The 19518-nt window shown below is 73.0% G+C and carries 16 protein-coding genes; 11 read left to right on the forward strand and 5 right to left on the reverse strand.

The genetic code is table 11. The features are described 5' to 3' along the window. Positions 1–117: 117 nt before the first annotated feature. Positions 118–1650: a PP2C family protein-serine/threonine phosphatase gene (locus tag HHX37_RS37510; RefSeq protein ID WP_310740246.1), complete on the forward strand. Its 1533-nt coding sequence runs from the start codon at positions 118–120 to the stop codon at positions 1648–1650. Between the two features lie 38 nt (positions 1651–1688). Here the strand turns inward: HHX37_RS37510 and HHX37_RS02985 are convergent, their stop codons facing one another. Both HHX37_RS02985 and HHX37_RS02990 read right to left on the reverse strand, forming a co-directional pair. After that, on the reverse strand, positions 1689–3470 hold the full coding sequence (locus tag HHX37_RS02985) for a prolyl oligopeptidase family serine peptidase (protein ID WP_182884414.1): 1782 nt from the start codon (positions 3468–3470) through the stop codon (positions 1689–1691). A gap of 110 nt (positions 3471–3580) precedes the next feature. After that, positions 3581–4396 (reverse strand): putative RNA methyltransferase, encoded by an 816-nt coding sequence (locus HHX37_RS02990; RefSeq protein ID WP_182882048.1) that lies wholly within the window; start codon positions 4394–4396, stop codon positions 3581–3583. 54 nt (positions 4397–4450) lie between these two features. On the opposite strand from HHX37_RS02990, the gene HHX37_RS02995 reads away from it, so the two are divergent. Further along, positions 4451–5188, forward strand: a complete 738-nt coding sequence (locus tag HHX37_RS02995) for an MBL fold metallo-hydrolase (RefSeq protein WP_182884415.1) — start codon at positions 4451–4453, stop codon at positions 5186–5188. 42 nt (positions 5189–5230) lie between these two features. Beyond that, positions 5231–5476, forward strand: coding sequence for an AbrB/MazE/SpoVT family DNA-binding domain-containing protein (locus HHX37_RS03000; protein ID WP_182881981.1), 246 nt, complete (start codon positions 5231–5233; stop codon positions 5474–5476). Positions 5477–5521: 45 nt separating this feature from the next. On the opposite strand, the gene HHX37_RS03005 is transcribed toward HHX37_RS03000, so the two are convergent. Both HHX37_RS03005 and HHX37_RS03010 read right to left on the reverse strand, forming a co-directional pair. Beyond that, a complete protein-coding gene (locus HHX37_RS03005) occupies positions 5522–6685 on the reverse strand; it encodes an MFS transporter (RefSeq protein WP_182881982.1) in 1164 nt (387 codons plus the stop codon). A gap of 186 nt (positions 6686–6871) precedes the next feature. Further along, complete coding sequence (locus tag HHX37_RS03010; RefSeq protein ID WP_182884416.1) at positions 6872–9124, reverse strand: MMPL family transporter; 2253 nt, start codon at positions 9122–9124, stop codon at positions 6872–6874. Positions 9125–9286: 162 nt separating this feature from the next. Here HHX37_RS03010 and HHX37_RS03015 point away from each other — a divergent pair, with 162 nt between their 5' ends. The 4 genes from HHX37_RS03015 to HHX37_RS03030 all read left to right on the forward strand — a co-directional run bounded on the left by HHX37_RS03015 (position 9287) and on the right by HHX37_RS03030 (position 12954). After that, complete coding sequence (locus HHX37_RS03015) at positions 9287–9760, forward strand: NUDIX hydrolase (protein ID WP_310740247.1); 474 nt, start codon at positions 9287–9289, stop codon at positions 9758–9760. 72 nt (positions 9761–9832) lie between these two features. Next, the gene (locus HHX37_RS03020) at positions 9833–10060 is read left to right on the forward strand and encodes a hypothetical protein (protein WP_182872970.1); all 228 of its coding nucleotides are present in this window, start codon (positions 9833–9835) and stop codon (positions 10058–10060) included. A 73-nt stretch (positions 10061–10133) separates the two neighbouring features. Further along, the gene (locus HHX37_RS03025) at positions 10134–12347 is read left to right on the forward strand and encodes an ATP-binding protein (RefSeq protein ID WP_182884417.1); all 2214 of its coding nucleotides are present in this window, start codon (positions 10134–10136) and stop codon (positions 12345–12347) included. Between the two features lie 145 nt (positions 12348–12492). After that, positions 12493–12954 carry a PPOX class F420-dependent oxidoreductase gene (locus HHX37_RS03030; RefSeq protein WP_111700386.1) on the forward strand — a complete coding sequence of 154 codons (462 nt, stop codon included), beginning with the start codon at positions 12493–12495 and terminating at the stop codon, positions 12952–12954. Between the two features lie 65 nt (positions 12955–13019). On the opposite strand, the gene HHX37_RS03035 is transcribed toward HHX37_RS03030, so the two are convergent. Further along, on the reverse strand, positions 13020–13673 hold the full coding sequence (locus tag HHX37_RS03035) for a GNAT family N-acetyltransferase (RefSeq protein WP_182884418.1): 654 nt from the start codon (positions 13671–13673) through the stop codon (positions 13020–13022). Positions 13674–13856: 183 nt separating this feature from the next. On the opposite strand from HHX37_RS03035, the gene HHX37_RS03040 reads away from it, so the two are divergent. The 4 genes from HHX37_RS03040 to HHX37_RS03055 all read left to right on the forward strand — a co-directional run bounded on the left by HHX37_RS03040 (position 13857) and on the right by HHX37_RS03055 (position 19505). After that, positions 13857–15446 carry a class I adenylate-forming enzyme family protein gene (locus HHX37_RS03040; protein WP_220502545.1) on the forward strand — a complete coding sequence of 530 codons (1590 nt, stop codon included), beginning with the start codon at positions 13857–13859 and terminating at the stop codon, positions 15444–15446. Between the two features lie 65 nt (positions 15447–15511). After that, positions 15512–17080, forward strand: coding sequence for an NAD(P)-binding domain-containing protein (locus HHX37_RS03045; protein ID WP_182884419.1), 1569 nt, complete (start codon positions 15512–15514; stop codon positions 17078–17080). Continuing rightward, on the forward strand, positions 17077–18123 hold the full coding sequence (locus HHX37_RS03050) for an alpha-hydroxy acid oxidase (RefSeq protein WP_208758792.1): 1047 nt from the start codon (positions 17077–17079) through the stop codon (positions 18121–18123). Before HHX37_RS03045 ends, HHX37_RS03050 begins: the two co-directional genes overlap by 4 nt. Further along, positions 18117–19505 carry a cytochrome P450 gene (locus HHX37_RS03055; RefSeq protein ID WP_220502546.1) on the forward strand — a complete coding sequence of 463 codons (1389 nt, stop codon included), beginning with the start codon at positions 18117–18119 and terminating at the stop codon, positions 19503–19505. The genes HHX37_RS03050 and HHX37_RS03055 overlap by 7 nt, the downstream gene beginning before the upstream one ends. Positions 19506–19518: the final 13 nt, after the last annotated feature.

Here is a 19518-nt window from a genome sequence, read left to right on the forward strand (position 1 = left end):
AGCGGCCGATACGACCTTGTCCAGCCGTGGACTCCATGCCAGTCTGTCACGTTCCGTGGGGTGCGGGGCCCCCTTGCCTGACCCGGTGTCAGCCAGAAGTGTGGTAAGCAGGAGGCAGTGCCTGTTTCCCCTCGTGCCGTTCTCGCCGCGTCCTTCACGCCGGGCGAGACGGCCGTACCCGATGCGAAGCGGTTCACGCGTGAAGTGATGACGGCGTGGGCTGCCCTGTCCGTGTGCCCGGAGGCCGAGCGGCTGGTGGGCGAACTCGTCGCGGAGGCGTCGGGAGGGCCCTTCGAGGTCGCCTGGCTGCACCACGGTGAGAACGTCCAGGTGGAGGTGCGGGAGAAGACGGACGGCTCGGACTTCGGGCCGCAGGCCGAGGCCGTGACCTGGGGTGTGACGTTCACCTCGGCCCTGCGCACCCGGTGGGCCCGGCTCGACCTGCCCGGCGGTGAGCCGGTGCAGAGCGACGAGTGGCTGCTGGAGGCCGCGCACGGCCCGGGCTGGCTCGGCTTCCTGGCGGACGCGAGCGACCTGCTCGCGGGCACGCTCAACCCCGAGATGGTGCCGGCGATCATCGCGCAGATCGTGGTGCCGCGCCTGGCCAGCTGGTGCGCCGTCTACACCGCGCAGGACGGCTCGGGCGACCTGCGCCCCGCGTACCTGTGGCACGCGGACGAGACCCAGATCGACGCCATGCGCGACGAACTGGAGGACGTCGCGCTGCCGGCCGACGAAGGGCCCGCCGTGCTGCCGCTGGGTGAGTGGCAGGCGCTGGCGTACCCGCTGACCGCGCGCGGGCGGCGGCTCGGCGTGATGTGCCTGGGCCGGCGCGACCACTTCCCCGACGAGGCGATGCAGATCGCCGAGGACCTCGGCCGCCGCGCGGCGCTGGCGCTCGACAACGCCCGCCTGTACGCGCAGCAGGCGGCGGCCAACCGGGCGCTCCAGCGCAGCCTGCTGCCGCCCGACGAGCCGGACACGCCCGGCCTCGACTTCCATGTGATCTACGAGCCGGCCGGGGAGACCAACGAGGTCGGCGGCGACTTCTACGACCTGTTCCCGGTCGCCCAGGGCGTCTGGCGCTTCGCGATCGGCGACGTCTGCGGCACCGGCCCCGAGGCCGCCGCCGTGACCGGGCTGGCCCGGCACACGCTCCGGCTGCTCGCCCGCGAGGGGTACGGCGTGGCCGCCGTCGTGGGCCGCCTCAACCAGGCCATCCTGGAGGAGGGGGAGCGGGCCCGCTTCCTGACGCTGCTGCACGGCCAGATCAACGTCGTGCCCGAAGGACTCGACATCCGGCTCGTCTCCGCCGGGCACCCGGAGGCGATGCGGCTGCGGCCGAACGGCGACGTCGAGGTCGTGGCCTCGCCGCAGTCGCTGCTCGGGGTGTTCCCCGAGGCGAGGTTCCAGGAGGACGAGCTGCGGCTCACCCCCGGTGACGTGCTGCTCGGCGTGACCGACGGGGTGACCGAGCGGCGGTCGGGCGACCGGCTGCTGGACGACGACGGCGGCCTCGCCAGGCTGCTGGCGGAGTGCGCGGACCTGTCCGCCCGCGCCGTCGCCGAACGCATCCGCCGCGCCGTGCAGGACTTCGCGCCCGAGCCGAGCGCCGACGACCTCGCCATCCTCGTCCTGCGCGCCCCCTGACCGGCCGGGTCGCGCAGGTCAGGTCAGGTCAGGCCAGTTCAGGCCCCGCCCAGGGCGCGTACGGCGAACTCGATGGACGCCCCCATCTGCCGGATCCGCTCCTCGACCGCAGGCGTGCCGCCGGGTCCCGCCGCGTACCGGTAGAGGGACGCCTCGCGGCCGTGGTCGGCGAGGGCCCGCACGTAGTGCTCCACCTGCTCCATCGGGCAGTGCGGATCGTCGTCTCCCGCGATGATCAGCAGCGGCGCCTCGACCATGTCGGCGTAGGTGATCGGGGAGGACGCGGCGTACCGGTCGGGCACCTCGTCCGGAGAGCCGCCGAGCAGCGCCCGGTGCGCCGCGCGCAGGCACTCGGCCTCGTGCTCGTACATCGCCGCGTGATCGGGGATGGGCGTGGTCGCGATCCCCGCCGCCCAGGCCTTCGGCTGGGTGCCGAGCGCGAGCAGGGTCAGGTAGCCGCCCCACGCGGCCCCGGCGAGCACGAGACGGTCGGCGTCGGCGATGCCGTGCTCCACGGCATAGTCGCGCACGGCCGCCACGTCGGCGAGCTCGATGTGGCCGACGTCTCCGCGCAGCGCGTCGCGCCAGGCCGAGCCGTACCCGGCCGAGCCGCGGTGGTTCACCCGGATCACGGCGAAGCCGTTGTCCACCCACGCCGCCACCTGCGGCTGGAAGGAGTCGTCGTCCTGCCCGCCCGGCACGCCGTCGAACGCGGCCGGCTGGCTGTGCAGCAGGAACACCGCCGGGTACGGCGCGGCGGCCCGTTCCGGCCGGGAGACGAGGGCGTGGATCCGGCCGCCCGGGCCGTCCACGTCGATGTCCTCCAGCGGCACGGACGGCGGTGGCGTACGGCCGGGGCTGAAGACCACGTGGCCGTTGCTGGACCTGATCACCGGAGGGTGGGCCGCGCTCGACCACGCGTACTCGACGGTGCCGTCGGGCCGGGGCGCCGCCGCCTCGATCACCCCGTGCGGGCTGTCGATGGGGGTGAGGCCCCCACCGGCCAGGTCGTAGCGCAGCAGTTCGGTGCGGCCCCGGTGGTTGTGGACGATCAGCAGGGCGCGGCCGTCGTCGTACCAGTCGGCGGAGATCTCCCCGCGCACCCGCAGCCAGATCTCCCGCTGCTCGCCGGTCACCGGGTCCCACACGAGCGGCTCGCGGCGGCCCCGGCGCTCGTGCAGGACCAGCAGCCGCCGGTCGCCGGGCACGGGGGCGAAGCGGGCCGCGATCACTCCCTTGCCGGGCCCGTCGTCCAGTTCGGCGACCACCGACCCGTTCGTCTTCACGACCCGTACGGCCGGGTGCAGCAGGTCGCCGTGCTCGCTGTGGTTGACGGCGACGACCGCCCCGTCGAGGGACATGTCGGCGACCACGGCGTACTCGTCGTGGTGGTAGAGCCGCACCGGCTCGTCTCCCGGCCGGGCCAGCAGGATCTCGAAACCGTCCCGGGAGGAACGGCCGACCGCCGCGGTGCCGTCGGAGGCGAGCGCGAGCCCGCCCGGATGACCGGGCGGCAGGGACAGGGGCACGTTGGGACCGCCGTCGAACGGCTGCCGCGACCAGACGCCCTGCCCGTCGCCCTCGGCGTCGCCGAACCACCAGACCCAGCGGCCGGTCGGATCGATCGCGCCGTACCGCGTGCCGTGGGGGCGGTCGGTGACCTGGCGGGTGCGCCCGTTCGACCGGTCCCAGGCGTAGATCTCCCAGGCGCCGGAGGCGTTGCCGCGGTAGACGGCACGGTGCGGCGCCTGCCGCGCCCACGTGGGCAGGGTCACGCGGGGTGCCCGGAACCTGGCCTGCCAGCGTTCCTCGGCCTTCATGCCGCCCTCCCCAGCGCTCCTACGGGGTCGCGTTCAGTATGTCCGGTGAGGCGTAACAATGACCGCTAAATGGGTGATGTCGGGCGAGGATTCCGCCCACAGAGGAAAGGTCAGGTGCGGGCGGCCCAGCGGGAGACGCGGAACGAGGCGCTCACCTCGACCGGGTCGGGCAGATCGCCGATTCCCGCTGCCAGTTCCTCCGGGCGGGTGTGCCAGGCACTCGGGCCCATGCCGACCACCGCCCCGACCTCCTCGTGGCCGAGGGAGAGCGTGAACTCCTCCGTCTCCTCGTCCTCCCGGGTGAACGCGCCACCCAGGCTCTCCTCCAGGCGGCGTTCCTTGTCCTCGTCCACCGACAGCAGGCCGAGCCGTTCCACGAGCGGGCGCAGATGGCCGGGGCCTGGCGTGACGACGACCAGCGTCCCGCCAGGCCGCAGGACGCGGGCGAACTCCGGCGCGTTGCGCGGCGCGAAGACGTTGAGCAGCACGTCGACGCGGTCGTCGCCAACCGGGAGGGGCCGCCACACGTCCGCGACGACCGCGCCGACGCGGGGATGGGCCCGCGCGGCCCGCCGCAGCGCGTGCTTGGACACGTCGAGCGCGATCCCCACCGCGCCGTCGCCGAGCGCCGCCGCCAGGTAGTGGCCGGTGCCCGCCCCGGCGTCGGCGACCACCTCCGCGCCCGCGCACAGCCGGGCGAGGCGGCGGGCCAGCGGAGCGTAGTGGCCCGCGTCGAGGAAGCGCGCCCGCGCCGCCACCATGTCAGGCGTGTCGGCCGTGCCCGCGGGCCGGGTGAGCATGTTCACGTACCCCTGGCGCGCGACGTCGAAGGAATGGCCGCTCCCGCACCGCACCGATCCCCCGGCGAGGTGGGTCCTCGCCCCGCAGAGGGGGCAGGCGAGCAGGTCGATGACGTCGGCGAGCACGCCTCCATCATCCCGGCCGCCCGGGCGTCGTCGCACCCGCCGTATCGTGGTCGGATGCCGTACGAGCCGAGAGTAGTGGCCGGTGTCGAGATCACTCCGCTGTGCGACGCCGTGGGCCCGATGGGACCGCCCATCCGTAAACCGCTGCCGGAGATGTTCGCCGGCTCGTCGTTCGGGCCGGACGAGGAGTGGGTGCTCCACTTCCACTGCTTCCTGCTGCGGGCCGGGGGCCGTACGGTCCTGGTGGACACCGGCATCGGCGGCGCGGACTCGCCCGCGACCTGGGCGCCCCTGCCCGGACGGCTCGGCGCGGAACTGGCCGCCGCCGGGGTCGCCCCGGCCGACGTCGACGTCGTGGTGGTGACCCACCTGCACAGCGACCACGCCGGCGGGTGCGTCGTGGACGGCGCCCCGGCCTACCCGAACGCCCGCCACCTGCTGCAGCGGGCGGAGGTCGAGTGGGCGTCCGGCCCGGTGCGCGAGCGGATCATCCTGCCTCTGGGGGACCGGGTCGACGTCCTCGACGGCGACGCCGAACCCGTCCCCGGGGTCCGGGTGCTGCACGCCCCCGGGCACACGCCCGGCCACCAGTGCGTACAGGTGGGGGACGTGCTGATGAGCGGCGACCTCCTGCACCACCCGGCGCAACTCGCCGATCTCACGATCCGCTACGTGTACGACGAGGATCCCGATCTCGCCGTACGGACGCGCCGGAGCCTCCTCGCCCGCGCCGCCGTCCTCGCCCCCGCCCACTTCCCCCAGCCCTTCGTCGCCCTGCGGACGAATCTCTGACTCAACGGATCCACTTGTGTGCGGTCCGTAACGGTAAAGGTCATGGAGTATGCGAACCCGGCGACGCACAGGGGGCCTGCGCGCATCTCTCGTAAGAACCAGGTCACCCTTCCGGTCTCCCTCCTGTGCAAGCTGGGTCTCGGGCCGGGCGATGCGGTCGACATTGCGGACGAGGGTGATCACATCGTGATTCGCCGTCACCGCAGCCGCTTCAAGGACGTAACAGGGACCATTCCCGGTTTCACCGATGCGGTAGACGTGGAGAACAGCCGGGACAGCTGGCAATGACTGGCCGACCCCTGGTGATGCTCGACACGAACATCTTGAGCCCGGTCAGGCGGGGGCCGGGGCGGGGGTGAGGGGAGCGGAGGCGCGGCGGCGGGCGCGGGTGCGGTAACGCATGACCTGGACGGCGCCGAGCAGCCAGACGGGGTACTGCACGGCGAAGGCCCAGTGGTAGCCACCCTGCAGGTCCAGCGTGACGCCGATGAGCGCGATCACGGACATCGAGGCGGCGAAGCCGCCGCCGTTGACGATTCCGGTGGCGACGCCGATGCGTTCGGCGGGGTTGAACGTTCTGGCGTAGTCGAAGCCGATGACCGCACCGGGCCCGTTCGTGGCGAGGGCCACCATCAGGAGCCCGAGCGTCCAGACGGGGGCGCGGCCGGGCCACAGCAGGACGAGCGTCCACGCGCCGGCCGTGCCACCAATGATCGTCAGCACCATCCACGAGCGGCGCTGCGGGAAGCGGCCGGCGAGGTGGCCGAGCAGCGGCCCGCAGGCCATGGCGAGCAGGGTCAGCGAGGTCAGCAGCATCCCGGCCGTCCGGGGCGACAGGCCCTGGCCCTGCACCAGGAACGGATATCCCCACAGGAGGGTGAACGCCGCCGCCGACGACGAGGTGGCGGCGTGGGTCCACATGCCGAGGCGGGTGCCCGGCTCGGCCCAGGCGGCGCGCACTCCGGACGCCGCCGGAGCGCGTTCGGGCCGCCGGTCGCGCAGCCCCGCCGCGACCGCGACCAGGGCCACGCCGCCGAGCCCCGCCGCCCACAGGAAGGTCGGGGTCCAGCCGTACGCGTGCAGCGAGGTGATCAGCGGTACGGCCGACACGACCGCGCCGAACTGGCCGAGGATGCCGGTGAGCTGCACGATCAGCGGGTTTCGGCGGGGTGGGAACCAGACGTTCACCACCCGGATCACGCTGATGAACGTCATCGCGTCGCCGCAGCCGACCAGCACCCGGCCGGCGGCGGCCGTGACAAGATCGGCCGAGACGGCGAACAGAAGCTGGCCGAGAGCCATCACCGCGGCGCCGGCGAGCAGCATCCGCCGGGAGCCCAGGCGGTCGACCAGCACCCCGACGGGGATCTGCATGGCCGCGTAGACGAGCAGTTGCAGCATCGCGAGGGTGGACAGCGCCGTCGAACCGACTCCGAACCTCGTCGCCGCGTCGATGCCGGTGACGCCGAGCGACTGGCGATGGAAAACCGCGATCATGTACGCGAGCACACCGGCGGCCCAATAGATCAGAGCTTTTCGACTGTTCCCACCCGTATGCACCACGTAGACGCATTTTACCGTTGCATGCTTCTTGTCCCTTGTGTGACCCGGTGTGAGTCCGGACACGCCGACGCCGGGACGGCGCCAGTGTCGACTGGGCCGTCCCGGTGCGGGCTTCGGTGATCAGACGAGGACCGGGACCCGCTCCTCGGGAGTCTCGGGGGCCTCCTCGGCCGCGTCGTCGCCATGGGAGAGCCGCGGGAGCCAGCCGAGCCAGCGCGGCAGGTACCAGTTCCAGTCGCCGAGCAGCTTCATCGTGGCCGGCAGCAGCACCGCCCGGACGATGGTCGCGTCGATCAGGACCGCCACCGCGAGGCCGATGCCCATCTGCATGAACGTCAGCAGCGACAGCGTGGCGAACGTCGCGAACACCGCCACCATGATGAGCGCGGCGCTCGTCACGACGGCCGCCGTGCTCCTGATCCCGAACGCCACGGCGTCCTCGGTGCTCATGCCCTTGTCGTACGCCTCCCTGATCCGGCTGAGGATGAACACGTGGTAGTCCATCGACAGCCCGAAGAGGATCACGAACAGGAACAGCGGCAGCCAGTTGGTGATCGTCCCCGTCGAGTGGAAGCCCAGCAGGCTCTCGCCGTACCCCTTCTGGAAGACCAGCACGAGCACGCCGTACGCCGCGGCGACGGACAGCAGGTTGAGCGCGATGGCCTTGACCGCCACGACCAGCGAGCGGAACGACACCAGCAGCAGCACGAAGGCCAGCAGCAGCACGAACGCGAAGACCAGCGGGATCCTGCGGCCGAGCTGTTCGTTGAAGTCCATCGAGCCCGCGGTGTTGCCGGTGACGTGGGCGCCCGGGAGGGCGGCCGGCACGACCTCGTCGCGCAGCGTGCGGATCGCGTGCTCGGACACCTCGTCGGCGCCGGTGCCCTTGATGCCGATACTGATCTTCGCCACGGTCTTCGCGGGGTTGACGGCGACGGCGAAGGGCTCGTTGGCCTCGCCGGTGGCCAGCGCCCGCCGCTTGAAGTCCTCGATCTTCGCGGTGAACGCGGGCGTCGTCACGTCGGCGGCCTCGACCACGACGACCGCGGGCTCGTTGCCGCCGGGGAACGCGTTGTCGATCCGCTTGAACGTCTCGGCGATCTGGTAGTCGCCCTGCAGGTCGTCGATGGTCTGCGCACCGGTCTTCAACTGGAAGGCGGGGATCGCGAGGCCCACGAGCAGGCCGCCGGCGAGGAGCACCGAGACGAGCGGGTGGCGCAGCACCGGGCGCATGATCGCCCCCCAGACCCGGCTCTGGCCGCCGCGCACGCCGAGCACCCGGCGCCACGTCACCCGGCCGCCGGTGACGACCCGTACGACTCCGTGGACCAACCGGGCGTCGATCTTGTCGCCGATCAGCGAGAGCAGGGCGGGCAGGACGGTCAGCGAGCCGACGACGGCCGTGAGCACCACGAGGATCGTGCCCTCGGCGAAGCCCATGAAGACGCCGTTGCCGGTGAGGAACATGCCCGCCATGGCGACGATGACGGTGATGCCGGAGATCAGCACGGCGCGTCCCGAGGTGGCCGCCGCGATCTCGATGGCCCGCTTCTTGCTCCGGCCCCTCGCCCTTTCTTCCCTTTCTCTCATTATGTAAAAAAGGCTGTAATCGACACCTACGGCCAGGCCGATGAGCAGCATGACGTTGCTCGTGGCGGAGTCGACGTGCAGGAGGTGGCTGGTGAAGGCCAGCAGGCCCGTCGCGGCGAAGATCGCGGTCATCGCGAGCGCGACCGGCACGATCGCCGCCAGCAGCGCGCCGAACGCGGCGAGCAGGATCCCGATCGTGATGGGCAGTGAAAGCTGCTCGGCGCGGACGAAGTCCTTGTCGATCGCCTCACCGATCAGCTTGCCCGCGCTGGCCGATCCGGCCTCCTCCACGCGCAGGTCCGGATGCGCCCCCTGCACCCGGGCCACCGCGTCGAGCACCGGCTGGATCCGCTCCTCGGCCGTGCCGCCGTCGCCCTTCATGTCGAACTGCACCAGCGTCGTCCGCCGGTCCTGCGTCACCGGCGACGGCTCCTTGTCGTACGGCGTGCGCACGTGCTCGACCTGGCCGGTGGCCTCCACGGCCTTCCTGACGTCCTCGACCGCCCGGCGGAAGGCCGGGTCGGCGATGGTCAGCGTCCCCGTGCGCGACTGGACCAGCACGATCTCGCCGGCCACGTCCTTGAACGCAGCGCCGTCGAGGATCCGCTCCGCCTGGCGGGAGTCGCCGTTCGCGGATTCGTAGCCGCGCATCTCCACCGTGCCGGCGGCGTTGCCCGCGACCGTCGCCACGGCGACGAACGCGATCCAGATGAGCAGCGCCAGCCAGCGGTGGCGTGCGCTCCAGCCGCCGATGGCGGCGGCGATGTTCCTGCGGCCTCTCATGACCTCCCCTTTTCACGACTGTCTCGACGGTAGAAGTCGATCAAGGGCGAAACATCGGGCGAGCAGACCAGATCGCGCGTACTGCCCTGGGCGTACGCCGCTCCTCCCAGCGGTCTAGGGGACGTCCCCGACTAGGCTCAGGGACATGCGATCGGAACTGCGGTGATACCGGCGGAGGCCTTCTACGCCGGCCTGTTCAAGGTGGCCGCCGCGGCGGCCGGGTTCGTCACCGATCCCTCGGGCCGGGTCCTGCTCGTCAAGCCGGGCTACCGCGACCACTGGGGCTGGCCGGGCGGGCACGTCGACGAGGGCGAGTCGCCCGAGGCGGCCTGCCACCGGGAGCTGGCCGAGGAGCTGGGCCTCGTCCTGCCGGTGGGCCACCTGCTCGTCGTCCACTGGGTGCCGCCGCTCGACGACCGGCCTATTCCGCTGGTCCACTTCCTGTTCGACTGCGGGGTCGTGGAGGACGGCACCGGCATGGTGCTCCAGGAGGAGGAGCTGGAGGACTACGGCTTCTTCACCGCCGAGCAGGCCGCTCCTCTCCTCCCGGCGTACCTGCTGGCCCGGCTGACCGCCGCGGCGCGGGCGCGGGAGAGCGGTACGACCGAGTACCTCGGCGGCTCCGTCCTCGAATAGTTCTCCTCCGCGTGGAAATGGGGTGGGCGAACGGAACGACGAGCGCGAGTGACGGAAGCGGGACGGTGTGGCATGGGTGATCCGGAGCTCAAGAAGGAGCTTGAGGAGCTGGACGCGCAGATCGAGCGCATGCGCCGGGACAGCGTGCAGATGCGCGAGGAGATCGGGCAGAGCTGGGACGCGCCCACCGACATGGCGGAGCGGGCCACCCTGCTGACCAACGTCGAACAGCAGGAGGCGCTGATCGACGACCTGCAGGTCAGGCGCGAGCAGATCCTGCGGCGCATGGGCTCCGCCTGAGCGACGGCCGCGCCGGCGAAAGTACGCTGGTAGAGGCCACTGGCGTACGGACGACGGGGGCGGCATGGGCGTCATGACCGCTGAGGGACCGGGAGGCGCGGGCTTCGTCGGGCGCGGTCCCGAGCTGGCCGGGATCGGGCGTCTGCTGGGGACCGCGGGCGTGGTCACCGTGGTGGGCGTGGGCGGCGTCGGCAAGACCCGCCTCGCCCTGCGGGTGGCCGAGAAGGCGCGCGGGAGCTTCCCCGGCGGCGTCCGGGTGGCCGAGCTCGCCGCACTGGAGGACCCCGCGCTGCTGGTGCACGCCGTGGGCGATGCCCTGCCGGTCGCGGGCCACTCGGCCGGGCCGCCCCTGGAGGCGGTGATCGACCGGCTGCGCGGCGGGCCGGCCCTGGTCGTGCTGGACGGCTGCGAGCACCTTCTCCCCGGGTGCGCGCCGTTCGTGGACACGCTGGTCCGCGCGCTTCCCGAGCTTCGGGTCCTGGTCACCGGCAGGCGGCCGCTCGGTCTTCCGGGCGAGCGGGTGGTCGAGCTCGCGCCGCTCCCGGAGCCGGACGCGGTGCGGCTGTTCGCGGATCGCGCCGCCGCCGTCGTGCCGGGGTTCGGGACGGCAGGGTTCAAGACGGCCGGGTGCGAGGTGGCGGGGATCTGCCGCCGCCTCGGCGGGCTGCCGCTCGCGATCGAGATGGCCGCCGCACGGCTGCGCGACCTGTCGGTGCGGCAGGTGCTGGAGGGGCTGGACGCCAGGTCGCGGCATCGGTGCGCGCTGCGGGTGCTGTTCGAGTGGAGCCACGACCTGTGCACGCCCGGCGAACGGCTGCTGTGGCGGCGGGTCTCCGTCTTCGGCGGCGGCGTGGACCTGGAGGCGGCCGAGCACGTGTGCGCCGGGGACGGCGTCGCCCGGGAGCACGTGCCCGCGCTGGTCGCCGGTCTGGCCGACGCGGCGGTCCTGCTCCGGCGGGAGCGCGACGGGGTGGTCCGCTACCACCTCCACGACACGGTCCGGGCGTTCGGCCGTGCGCTGCTGGCCGAGACCGGCGAGGAGGCGGCGCTGCGCCGGCGGCACCGCGACTACTACCGGAAGATCACCTCGCGGGCCTGGGCGGAGCCGTCCGGCGCCGCGCAGCGGTCCTGGACCGGGCGCCTCCAGCGCGAGCACGCCGACCTGCGTACGGCGCTGGACTGGTCGCTGCGCGAGCCGGGAGAGGCCGGGACGGCCCTGACGATGATCGCGGAGCTGCTGTACCACTGGAGCGGCCGCCACCTGTCGGAGGGGGCGGGCTGGTTCGGCCGGGGCCTGGCCGCCCAGACGGATCCGGGTGAGGTGCGCGCCCACGGCCTGTGGGCGGGGGCCTGGATCTCCCTGCTCGGCGGAGACCACTCCACCGCGGCCGTGCGGCTGGCGGAGGCCGGGGCGATCGCCGCGCGGCTCGGCCTGCGGGGGATCCACGGCCACGTCGCGTTCCTCACCGGCATGACCGCCGTCCGCGGGGGTGACCTGTGGGCCGGCATGCGGTGGTACGAGGAGGCCGCGCGGGCCCACCGCGCCGTCGGCGACCCCGTCGGTCTCGCGCTCGCCCTCAGCCGGCTCGCCCTGGCGAACGCGTCCCTCGGCCGTCCGGAGGCCCGCGGCCTCGCCGAGGAGTGCGTGGCCCTGTGCGACCTGTACGGCGAGGGCCGGCACCGGGCGTACGCGCTGCTCGCGCTGTCGATCTCCGCCTGGCGCCGCGGGGACGCGCGGGCGGCCGTGGAGCACGGCGACGAGAGCCTGCGGCACAGCGCCCTGCTGGACGACCGGCTCGGCCTGGGCGTGAACCTGGAGGCCCATGCCTGGTTCGCGGCGGGAGCGCGCGACCACGAGCGGGCGGCCCGGCTGCTGGGCGCCGCCGATGCCGTCTGGGCGGCCGCCGGGTCGCGAATGGGGGAGTTCGGCTACCTGCACCGATTCCACGACGCGTGCGTGGCGGCGACCCGTACGGAACTCGGCGAGGCCGCCTTCCGGGCCGCGCTCGCCCGGGGCGCGGCCATGCCCTCGGACGAGGCGGTCGCGTACGCCCTGGCGGACAGACCGCCCGCCGCCCACGCACCCGGGAAGATCGCGCCGTTGACCCGCAGGGAGACCGAGATCGCGCGGTTGGTGGCCGAAGGGCTGAGCAACAAGGACATCGCCGGCAGGCTGGTCATCTCGCAGCGCACCGCCGAGGGCCACATCGAGCACATCCTCGAAAAGCTGGGGTTCCGGTCCCGCGTCCAGGTCGCGGCCTGGGTGAACAGGAGGCCGGCCGTCTAGGGCCTGCTGGAGAGAGGCCGCGTGCGATCGCGCGGGCCGGCGACTCCGGGTCCGGCAGGCGGTGACCCGCGTGCCCCGCCTCGACGCGGCGAGCCCGGCCCCGGCAGGTCACGTCGCGGCGGGGGCCGGTTATTAGAGTTGCGTCATGAGTCCCAGGATCGCGACCGCCGAGACCGTCTCCCGTGAACAACTGCTCGACTTCGTCCGTGACCGCCACAAGGCCATCCTGATCACGACGAGAAGCGGCGGCGGGCCGCAGGCGTCCCCGGTGTCCTGCGGCGTCGACCCCGAGGGGCGCATCGTCGTGTCGACGTACCCCGAGCGGGCCAAGGCCCGCAACGCCCGCCGCGACCCCCGCGTCAGCGTGGTCGTGCTGTCGGACGACTTCGACGGACCGTGGGTGCAGGTGGACGGCGCCGCCGAGGTGCTCGACCTGCCCGACGCCCTTGAGCCGCTGGTGGAGTACTACCGCTCGATCTCGGGCGAGCACCCCGACTGGGAGGAGTATCGCGCGGCGATGATCCGGCAGGGCAAGTCGCTGCTGCGGGTCACCCCGATCTCCTGGGGCCCGGTGGCCACCGGCGGGTTCCCGCCGCGCCTGGCCTGACGCCGAGGAGACGCCACTCGTCCGAAGAGCTCGCCCCGCACGCATGAGCGCACGGGGCAGTACGGCTAGGCGTGCGGGGGGCGGCCTTCGGCGAGTCCGAACAGGGGCAGGCAGGGTTCGAGACCGTGGATCGCGAACCCGTCCGGGGCCGTCCAGTCCTCGCGGGCCAGCCGCACGCGCTGTTGCTGAGCCGCCTCGTCCCGGCGCCGGTGCACCTCGATGCCGTCGTCCCGGTAGCCGAGCCTGCGCGACACGGCGAGCGACCGTGGGTTGTCGGTGAAGGCGGACGACACCGCGTGGCGCGCCCCGAGCCCGGCGAACGCGAGGTGCAGGACGGCGGCGCGCATCTCGGTGCCGATGCCCTTGCCCTGGAAGCGCAGGCCCAGCCAGGAGCCGGTGGAGATCTCCCGGGTGTACGCGAAGTCGCGGCCGGCCATCTCCTGCGTGCCGACGATCCGGCCCTCCCAGGCGACGACGAAGGAGCAGTGCCAATCGTCGGGGGACCAGGTGCCCCACTGCCGGAAATGCATCTGGACCGTCGAGCGGGCGCGCTCGTGCGGCGGGGCGTCCGTCCACGGCACCCCGAACGGCATCCCCCCGGGCTCGTGGACGCCCTCCGCCGCGCGGTCGGCGAGCGCGTCGAGGTCGTCCAGGGTGGGCAGCCGTAGCTCCAGCCGGGGGGTCGTCACCTTGAGTGCGAAGAGCGGCCAGTGTCGCATGCGCCGATCGTGGCAAGACCGGGTGCCTCGCCGCACCCCGATTTCCGGGAACGGCCCTGGCTCTGATGCGGCTCTGATGTGCGCCTCCTACCGTCGGCGGGTGCCGGTGGCACACCGGCACCCGCGCCGCGGCCGACGGCGTCGTCGCCGCGGTCCGGCGCCCGCGAGACGAAGGAGCTGGACGTGCACGATCCCGCCGCGCCCACCGCGCCCGCCGCATCTCCCCTGCCCGCCGAGGCCGATGCCGTGGCGTTTCCGCAGGTGCTCCTGGACGCGCTGCAAAGCGCGCCCGGCAGCCCGGCCTTCGAACACGGGGGCAGGGCCGTCTCCCGGGGCGAGCTGCTGGGCCTGATCGGGCACCTGGCCGTGGCGATGCGGGAGGCCGGTCTCGGGCCCGGCCGGGGCGTCGCCGTACGGACGGGGGTCACGCCGGAGGCGTTCGCCGCCCAGATCGCCGCGCACGTGCTGGGCTGCCGCGTCGTGAGCGTGAAGCCCGGATACACGCCCCGTCAGCTCGCGCACGTCCTCGGGACGGGCGTCGACGCGGTGGTCGTCGACCCGGAGTCCGCGACCCCGGAGGTGCTCGACGCCGCCGGGCCGGCGACGGTGCTGTCACTCGGTCCCGTCGAGGGCGTGCCCGCCGCCGTCGACATCCTCACCGCGGCCGGAACGGGCGGCGGTCCGATACCCGAGGTCACGGCGCGGCCGGACGACGTGGCCCTGCTGACCTTCACCAGCGGCAGCACCGGAGAGCCGAAGGGCTGCGTGCTCACCTACCGCGCTCTCGCCGCGCACTGGTCCTGGCCGCGCGTCTGGTCGTCGGTCGAGCCCGGCTTCACCGACCGGTTCGGGCGGCACCTGCTGTTCGGCACCCTGGCCAGCCTGGTGATGCTGGAGTTCCTGGGGCCGTGCCTGCTCGGCGGCGGCACCGTGGTCATCCCGGAGGACGACGGCCGGCCGCTGTTCCCGTACGCGGTCGAGCGCCACCGCATCACCAGCGCCATCGTGACCGCGCCCCGGCTGTGCCAGATGCTCGACCTGCTCCGCGAGGAGCGGGTCGACGTCGGCAGCCTGCGCATGCTGATGGTCTCCGGGTCGCCCATCAGCCCCCACCGGATGCGTGAGGCGGCGGACCGGCTCGGTCCCGTCGTCTACCAGGCGTACGGCGCGACCGAGGCCGGGATGATCACCATCCTCAACCCCGGCGACCTCACCCGCGCGCCGGCCTCCGTCGGCCGTGCCCACCCCAGCGTCGAGATCAGCGTGCGCGACGAGGAGGGCCGCCCGGTCGTGACGGGACGCACCGGTGAGGTCCACGTGCGCAGCCCCTTCCTGATGACGGGCTACTGGGGACAGCCGGAGGAGACCCGCGACGTGCTGCGGGACGGCTGGCTGCGCACCCGCGACCTCGGCCGCCTCGACGACGCGGGCCTGCTCTACCTGGCCGGCCGGACCAGGGACGTCGTCATGGTCAACGCGATCGTCGTCTACGCCGGTCCCATCGAGCGGGTGCTGGCCGGGCACCCGGACGTGGCCGAGGCGTACGTGACCGGCGCGCCGGACGAGCGGACGGGGGAGGCCGTCCACGCGTTCGTCGTCCCCGTGCCCGGCCGCACGCCGGACTCCGCGGCCCTGGCCGACCTGGTCCGCGCCGAGCTCGGCGCGGACAGCGTGCCCCGGACGATCACGACGGTGCCCGGAGTGCCGGTCGCGGCGAGCGGCAAACCAGACAAGCGCGCCCTGCTGGAACGGCACCCGCCGTCCGCGCTCTGAGAGTTTTCTGAGAATCACCCGCCAACACTGGTGAAACTTCAACCACCCCAGCGAGGGAGGCGGCAGTGCCGGAAAAGATCCTTGACTACCTGGTGATCGGCGCCGGACCGGCGGGCCTGCAGATGGGCCACTTCCTGCACCGGGCGGGGCGGAGCTACCGGATCCTGGAGGCGACGCCCGCGCCGGGCGCGTTCTTCCGGACCTTTCCCCGCCACCGGACGCTCATCTCCATCAACAAGAAGTACACCGGTTGGGAGGACCCGGAGCTCAACCTCCGGATGGACTGGAACTCGCTGCTGTCCGACGACCCCCGGCTCCTGTTCACCCAGTACAGCGACCGCTACTTCCCCGACGCCGACGACATGGTCCGCTACCTGGAGGACTTCGCCGCCACGCAGGAGCCGAACATCACGTACGACGCGCGGGTCGCCGAGGTCGCGCGCCCCGACGCCGGCGGCCCGTTCAGGGTGACCGACGAGAGCGGCCGGACGTTCACGGCCCGGCGGGTGATCGTCGCGACGGGGGTCACGCAGCCCAACGTCCCGCCGATCCCCGGCATCGAGACCGCCGAGCAGTACGGCGCCGTCTCCGTCGACCCCGCCGACTTCACGAACAAGCGGGTGCTGATCATCGGCAAGGCCAACTCGGCCTTCGAGACCGCCGACAACCTCATCGAGACCGCCGCGGTCATCCACGTGGCCGGGCCGCAATCGGTCAAGCTGGCCTGGAAGACCCACTTCGTCGGGCACCTGCGCGCGTACAACAACAACTTCCTCGACACCTACCAGCTCAAGTTGCAGAACGCCGTGCTGGACGGCGACATCCGGCGCATCGAGCGCCGGGCCGACGGCTCCTACCTGGTGACCGTGGCCTTCGTCCGGGCCGACGAGATCACCAAGGACATCCCGTACGACCGGGTGATCGTCTGCACCGGATTCCGGTTCGACTCCTCGATCTTCGCGCCCGAGTGCCGTCCCGAGCTGGCGATCAAGGACAGGTTCCCGGCGCTGACCCCGGCGTACGAGTCGGTCAACGTGCCCGATCTCCACTTCGCCGGGACCATCACCCAGTCGCGCGACTTCAAGCGGGGGACCAGCGGGTTCATCCACGGGTTCCGGTACGGCGTACGCGCCCTGCACCGAGCCCTGGAGGCGCGGTACCACGGCGTCGAGTGGCCGGGCCGCGAGCTGTCCGGCGACCCCGGCGCGCTCGCGGCGGCCGTGCTCGAACGGGTCAACCGCAGCTCGGCGCTGTGGCAGCAGTTCGGGGTGCTGGCCGACGTCATCGTCCCCGACGGCCGCGGCGGCGCGCGTTATCTGGAGGAGGTGCCGCTCGACCTGCAGGGCCCGCCGGTCGGCGACCAGGGCCACTTCGCCGTGACGCTGGAGTACGGCCCCGGCCACGACCAGGTCGACCCCTTCGACATCTCGGTGGGGCGGATCACCCAGAGCGACGCGGAGCGCGCGCACGAGGGCCACTACCTCCACCCCGTCGTGCGCCGCTTCCGGAACGGCGTGGTGGAGGCCGTCCACCACGTCACCGAGAACCTGGAGAACGACTGGACGTCCGAGCAGGTGCATCTCAACCCACTGCGGGACTTCTTCCAGCACCACAGCCTTCCGGTCTCGGTGTGACGACCGTGCTGCCGACCATCGGGGAGTACGAGGCGGCGGCCCGCGACCGCCTCGCCCCCGCCCACTACGACTACTTCGCGGGCGGGGCCGGCGAGGAGATCACCCTGCGGGCCAACGAGACGGCGTTCGCCCGGCTCGCGCTGCTGCCGCGCGTGCTGCGCGGCGCGGGGAGCCCCCGGACCGGGATCACCCTGCTCGGCAGCTCCCTGGCGATGCCCGTGCTGGTGGCGCCGACGGCGTTCCACCGGCTGGCCGACCCCGAGGGCGAGCGGGCCACGGCCCGCGCGGCGGCCACCGCGGGCACCGTCATGATCGTGAGCATGGCCTCGACCATGGCCGTCGAGGACGTCGCGTCCGCCGCGTCGGGCGTCACCCTGTGGTTCCAGCTCTACCTGCAGCCGGACATGGACTTCACCGAGGCCATCGTCCGGCGGGCCGAGGCGGCCGGCTGCGCGGCTTTGGTGGTCACCGTCGACTCCCCCGCCCGGGGGCGGCGGGATCGGGACGCCCGCAACGGCTTCGACGACCTGCCCGACGGCATGTGCTGCGAGAACCTGCGCGACGGCGACCGGGTGCGGCCCATCGTCATGTCGCCGGAGGTCGGCTGGGAGCACGTCGACCGGCTGCGGCGGATGACGCGGCTGCCGATCGTGCTCAAGGGCGTCACCCATCCCGCCGACGCGTGCCTCGCCCTGGACCACGGCGTGTCGGCGTTGTACGTGTCGAACCACGGCGGACGGCAGCTCGACACCGTCCCGGCGGCCGTCGACCTGCTGCCGGCGATCACCGCCGCCGTCGGCGGCGCCGTACCCGTGCTGGTGGACGGCGGGATCCGGCGCGGCACCGACGTGGTGAAGGCGCTGGCGCTGGGCGCGTCCGCCGTCGCGGTGGGCCGTCCGGTGATCTGGGGCCTCGCGGCGGACGGCGAGCGCGGCGCGGCCCGCGTGCTCGGGCTGCTCCGCGACGAGATCGAGCACGCGCTCGCCCTGTGCGGCGTCGCCTCCGTACGGGACCTCGGGCCCGACCTGGTGCGGCCGTGCTGAGCGGGATGTGGGCGACGGCGGGATGGGCGGCCGCGGCCCTCGTCGTGGTCAGCCTGCCCCGGTGGCTCCCCGGGCGAGTTGTCGCCCTGCGCGGGTGGGTCTTCACCCGGATCAACGGCGACGAGAGCATCCCGGTCCCCGGAGATCTCGTCGGCGTCGATCGGTTCAGGGAGGTCTACTCCCACCCGGCGGCCTCCGGCCGCAGCAGGGGCGCCGCCCTGTCGGACCTGTTCTGGTACTGGCTGTCGCCGGGACCCGAGATGCACCAGGAGCACCTGGAGGAGGGAGAGCGCTACGACGCGGTCGCCCTGGCCACCCGCCGGATCCTGTCCGTGCCGCGGGCGCGGGCGGAGGAGCTCACCCGCCGCTGCGTGACTCGTGCGCTGCGAGATGGGCAGGGCCGGGAGAGACGCGGCGTGGTCCGGCTGCGTGACCTGACGATGCCGGCGTGGGCCGAGTTCTCCTACGAGCTCGTCTTCGGCGAGGAGTGCCCGCCGTACGCCCGCGACCTGATCGTCGGCAACGCGGACGACGTCGTGACCTCCCTGAAGTGCTGCGGCCTGCGGCACATGGACCGGCGCGACCGGCTGACCGCGTATCTCGTCGAGTCGCTGCCCAGGCTGCGGGACGACGTGAGGCGGGAACTCCCACCCGGCCTGACGGACCGGGAGCGGGCGCTCTACCTCCAGGGCGCCTTCTTCAACACCGCCGTGGTGCAGATGTCGGAGGCCACGGCACACGTGCTGATGGCCCTCGCGCAGCATCCGGAGGTCCAGGACAGGGCGCGTGGCGGCGACGACCGCTACCTCGACCAGGTGATCTCGGAGACGCTGCGGCTCTACCCGCTCTTCGGCATCGCGCACCGCATAACCACCGGTGAGATCCCCCTCGGGGAGGGGGCGGCGATACCGGCCGGCTCGGTGCTGTGCTTCGACTACCCCTCCTTCCACCGCGCCGGGTTCCCCGACCCGGAGCGTTTCGATCCCGGGCGCTTCGCCCCCGGGCACACCCCGGTCCGGGAGCTCAACCACATCCCGTTCGGTATGCCGGCGAACCGTCCCTGCCCGGCCTGGCGGCTCGCCCCCCTGATGATGCGGGTCGCGGTGCGGGAGATCCTCGGGGCGTACCGGCTCGACTCCACCGCCGCCCACACCCGGTCCCTGCCCAACCGCGGACCCTGCCTCCTCACCCCCCTGGGGACCCCGCGCGGGCCCGGACACCGCATGACGCTGCTGTTCATGCGGTTCAGGGACGACTGGGAGAACCTCTGGCGCAGCCTCGTGCAGCTCGTCCTCGGCACGTACATGGTCTGGGACGCGCGCAGGCTGCGACTGTGCGAGCGCCACTTCGCCGATCTCTCCGGCGACGCCATCCGTTCATGAGCTGAGGAGCGTG

It is taken from the genome of Microbispora sp. H10885 (genome assembly GCF_014161415.1).
GTDB classification, from domain to species: Bacteria; Actinomycetota; Actinomycetes; order Streptosporangiales; family Streptosporangiaceae; genus Microbispora; species Microbispora triticiradicis.

Coding starts and splice junctions, on each gene's coding strand:
- HHX37_RS02985 (WP_182884414.1), bottom strand. CDS start 3,470: ATGAAGGCCGAGGAACGCTGGCAGGCCAGGTTCCGGGCACCCCGCGTG.
- HHX37_RS02995 (WP_182884415.1), top strand. CDS start 4,451: ATGCCGTACGAGCCGAGAGTAGTGGCCGGTGTCGAGATCACTCCGCTG.
- HHX37_RS03000 (WP_182881981.1), top strand. CDS start 5,231: ATGGAGTATGCGAACCCGGCGACGCACAGGGGGCCTGCGCGCATCTCT.
- HHX37_RS03005 (WP_182881982.1), bottom strand. CDS start 6,685: ATGATCGCGGTTTTCCATCGCCAGTCGCTCGGCGTCACCGGCATCGAC.
- HHX37_RS03010 (WP_182884416.1), bottom strand. CDS start 9,124: ATGAGAGGCCGCAGGAACATCGCCGCCGCCATCGGCGGCTGGAGCGCA.
- HHX37_RS03020 (WP_182872970.1), top strand. CDS start 9,833: ATGGGTGATCCGGAGCTCAAGAAGGAGCTTGAGGAGCTGGACGCGCAG.
- HHX37_RS03025 (WP_182884417.1), top strand. CDS start 10,134: ATGACCGCTGAGGGACCGGGAGGCGCGGGCTTCGTCGGGCGCGGTCCC.
- HHX37_RS03030 (WP_111700386.1), top strand. CDS start 12,493: ATGAGTCCCAGGATCGCGACCGCCGAGACCGTCTCCCGTGAACAACTG.
- HHX37_RS03035 (WP_182884418.1), bottom strand. CDS start 13,673: ATGCGACACTGGCCGCTCTTCGCACTCAAGGTGACGACCCCCCGGCTG.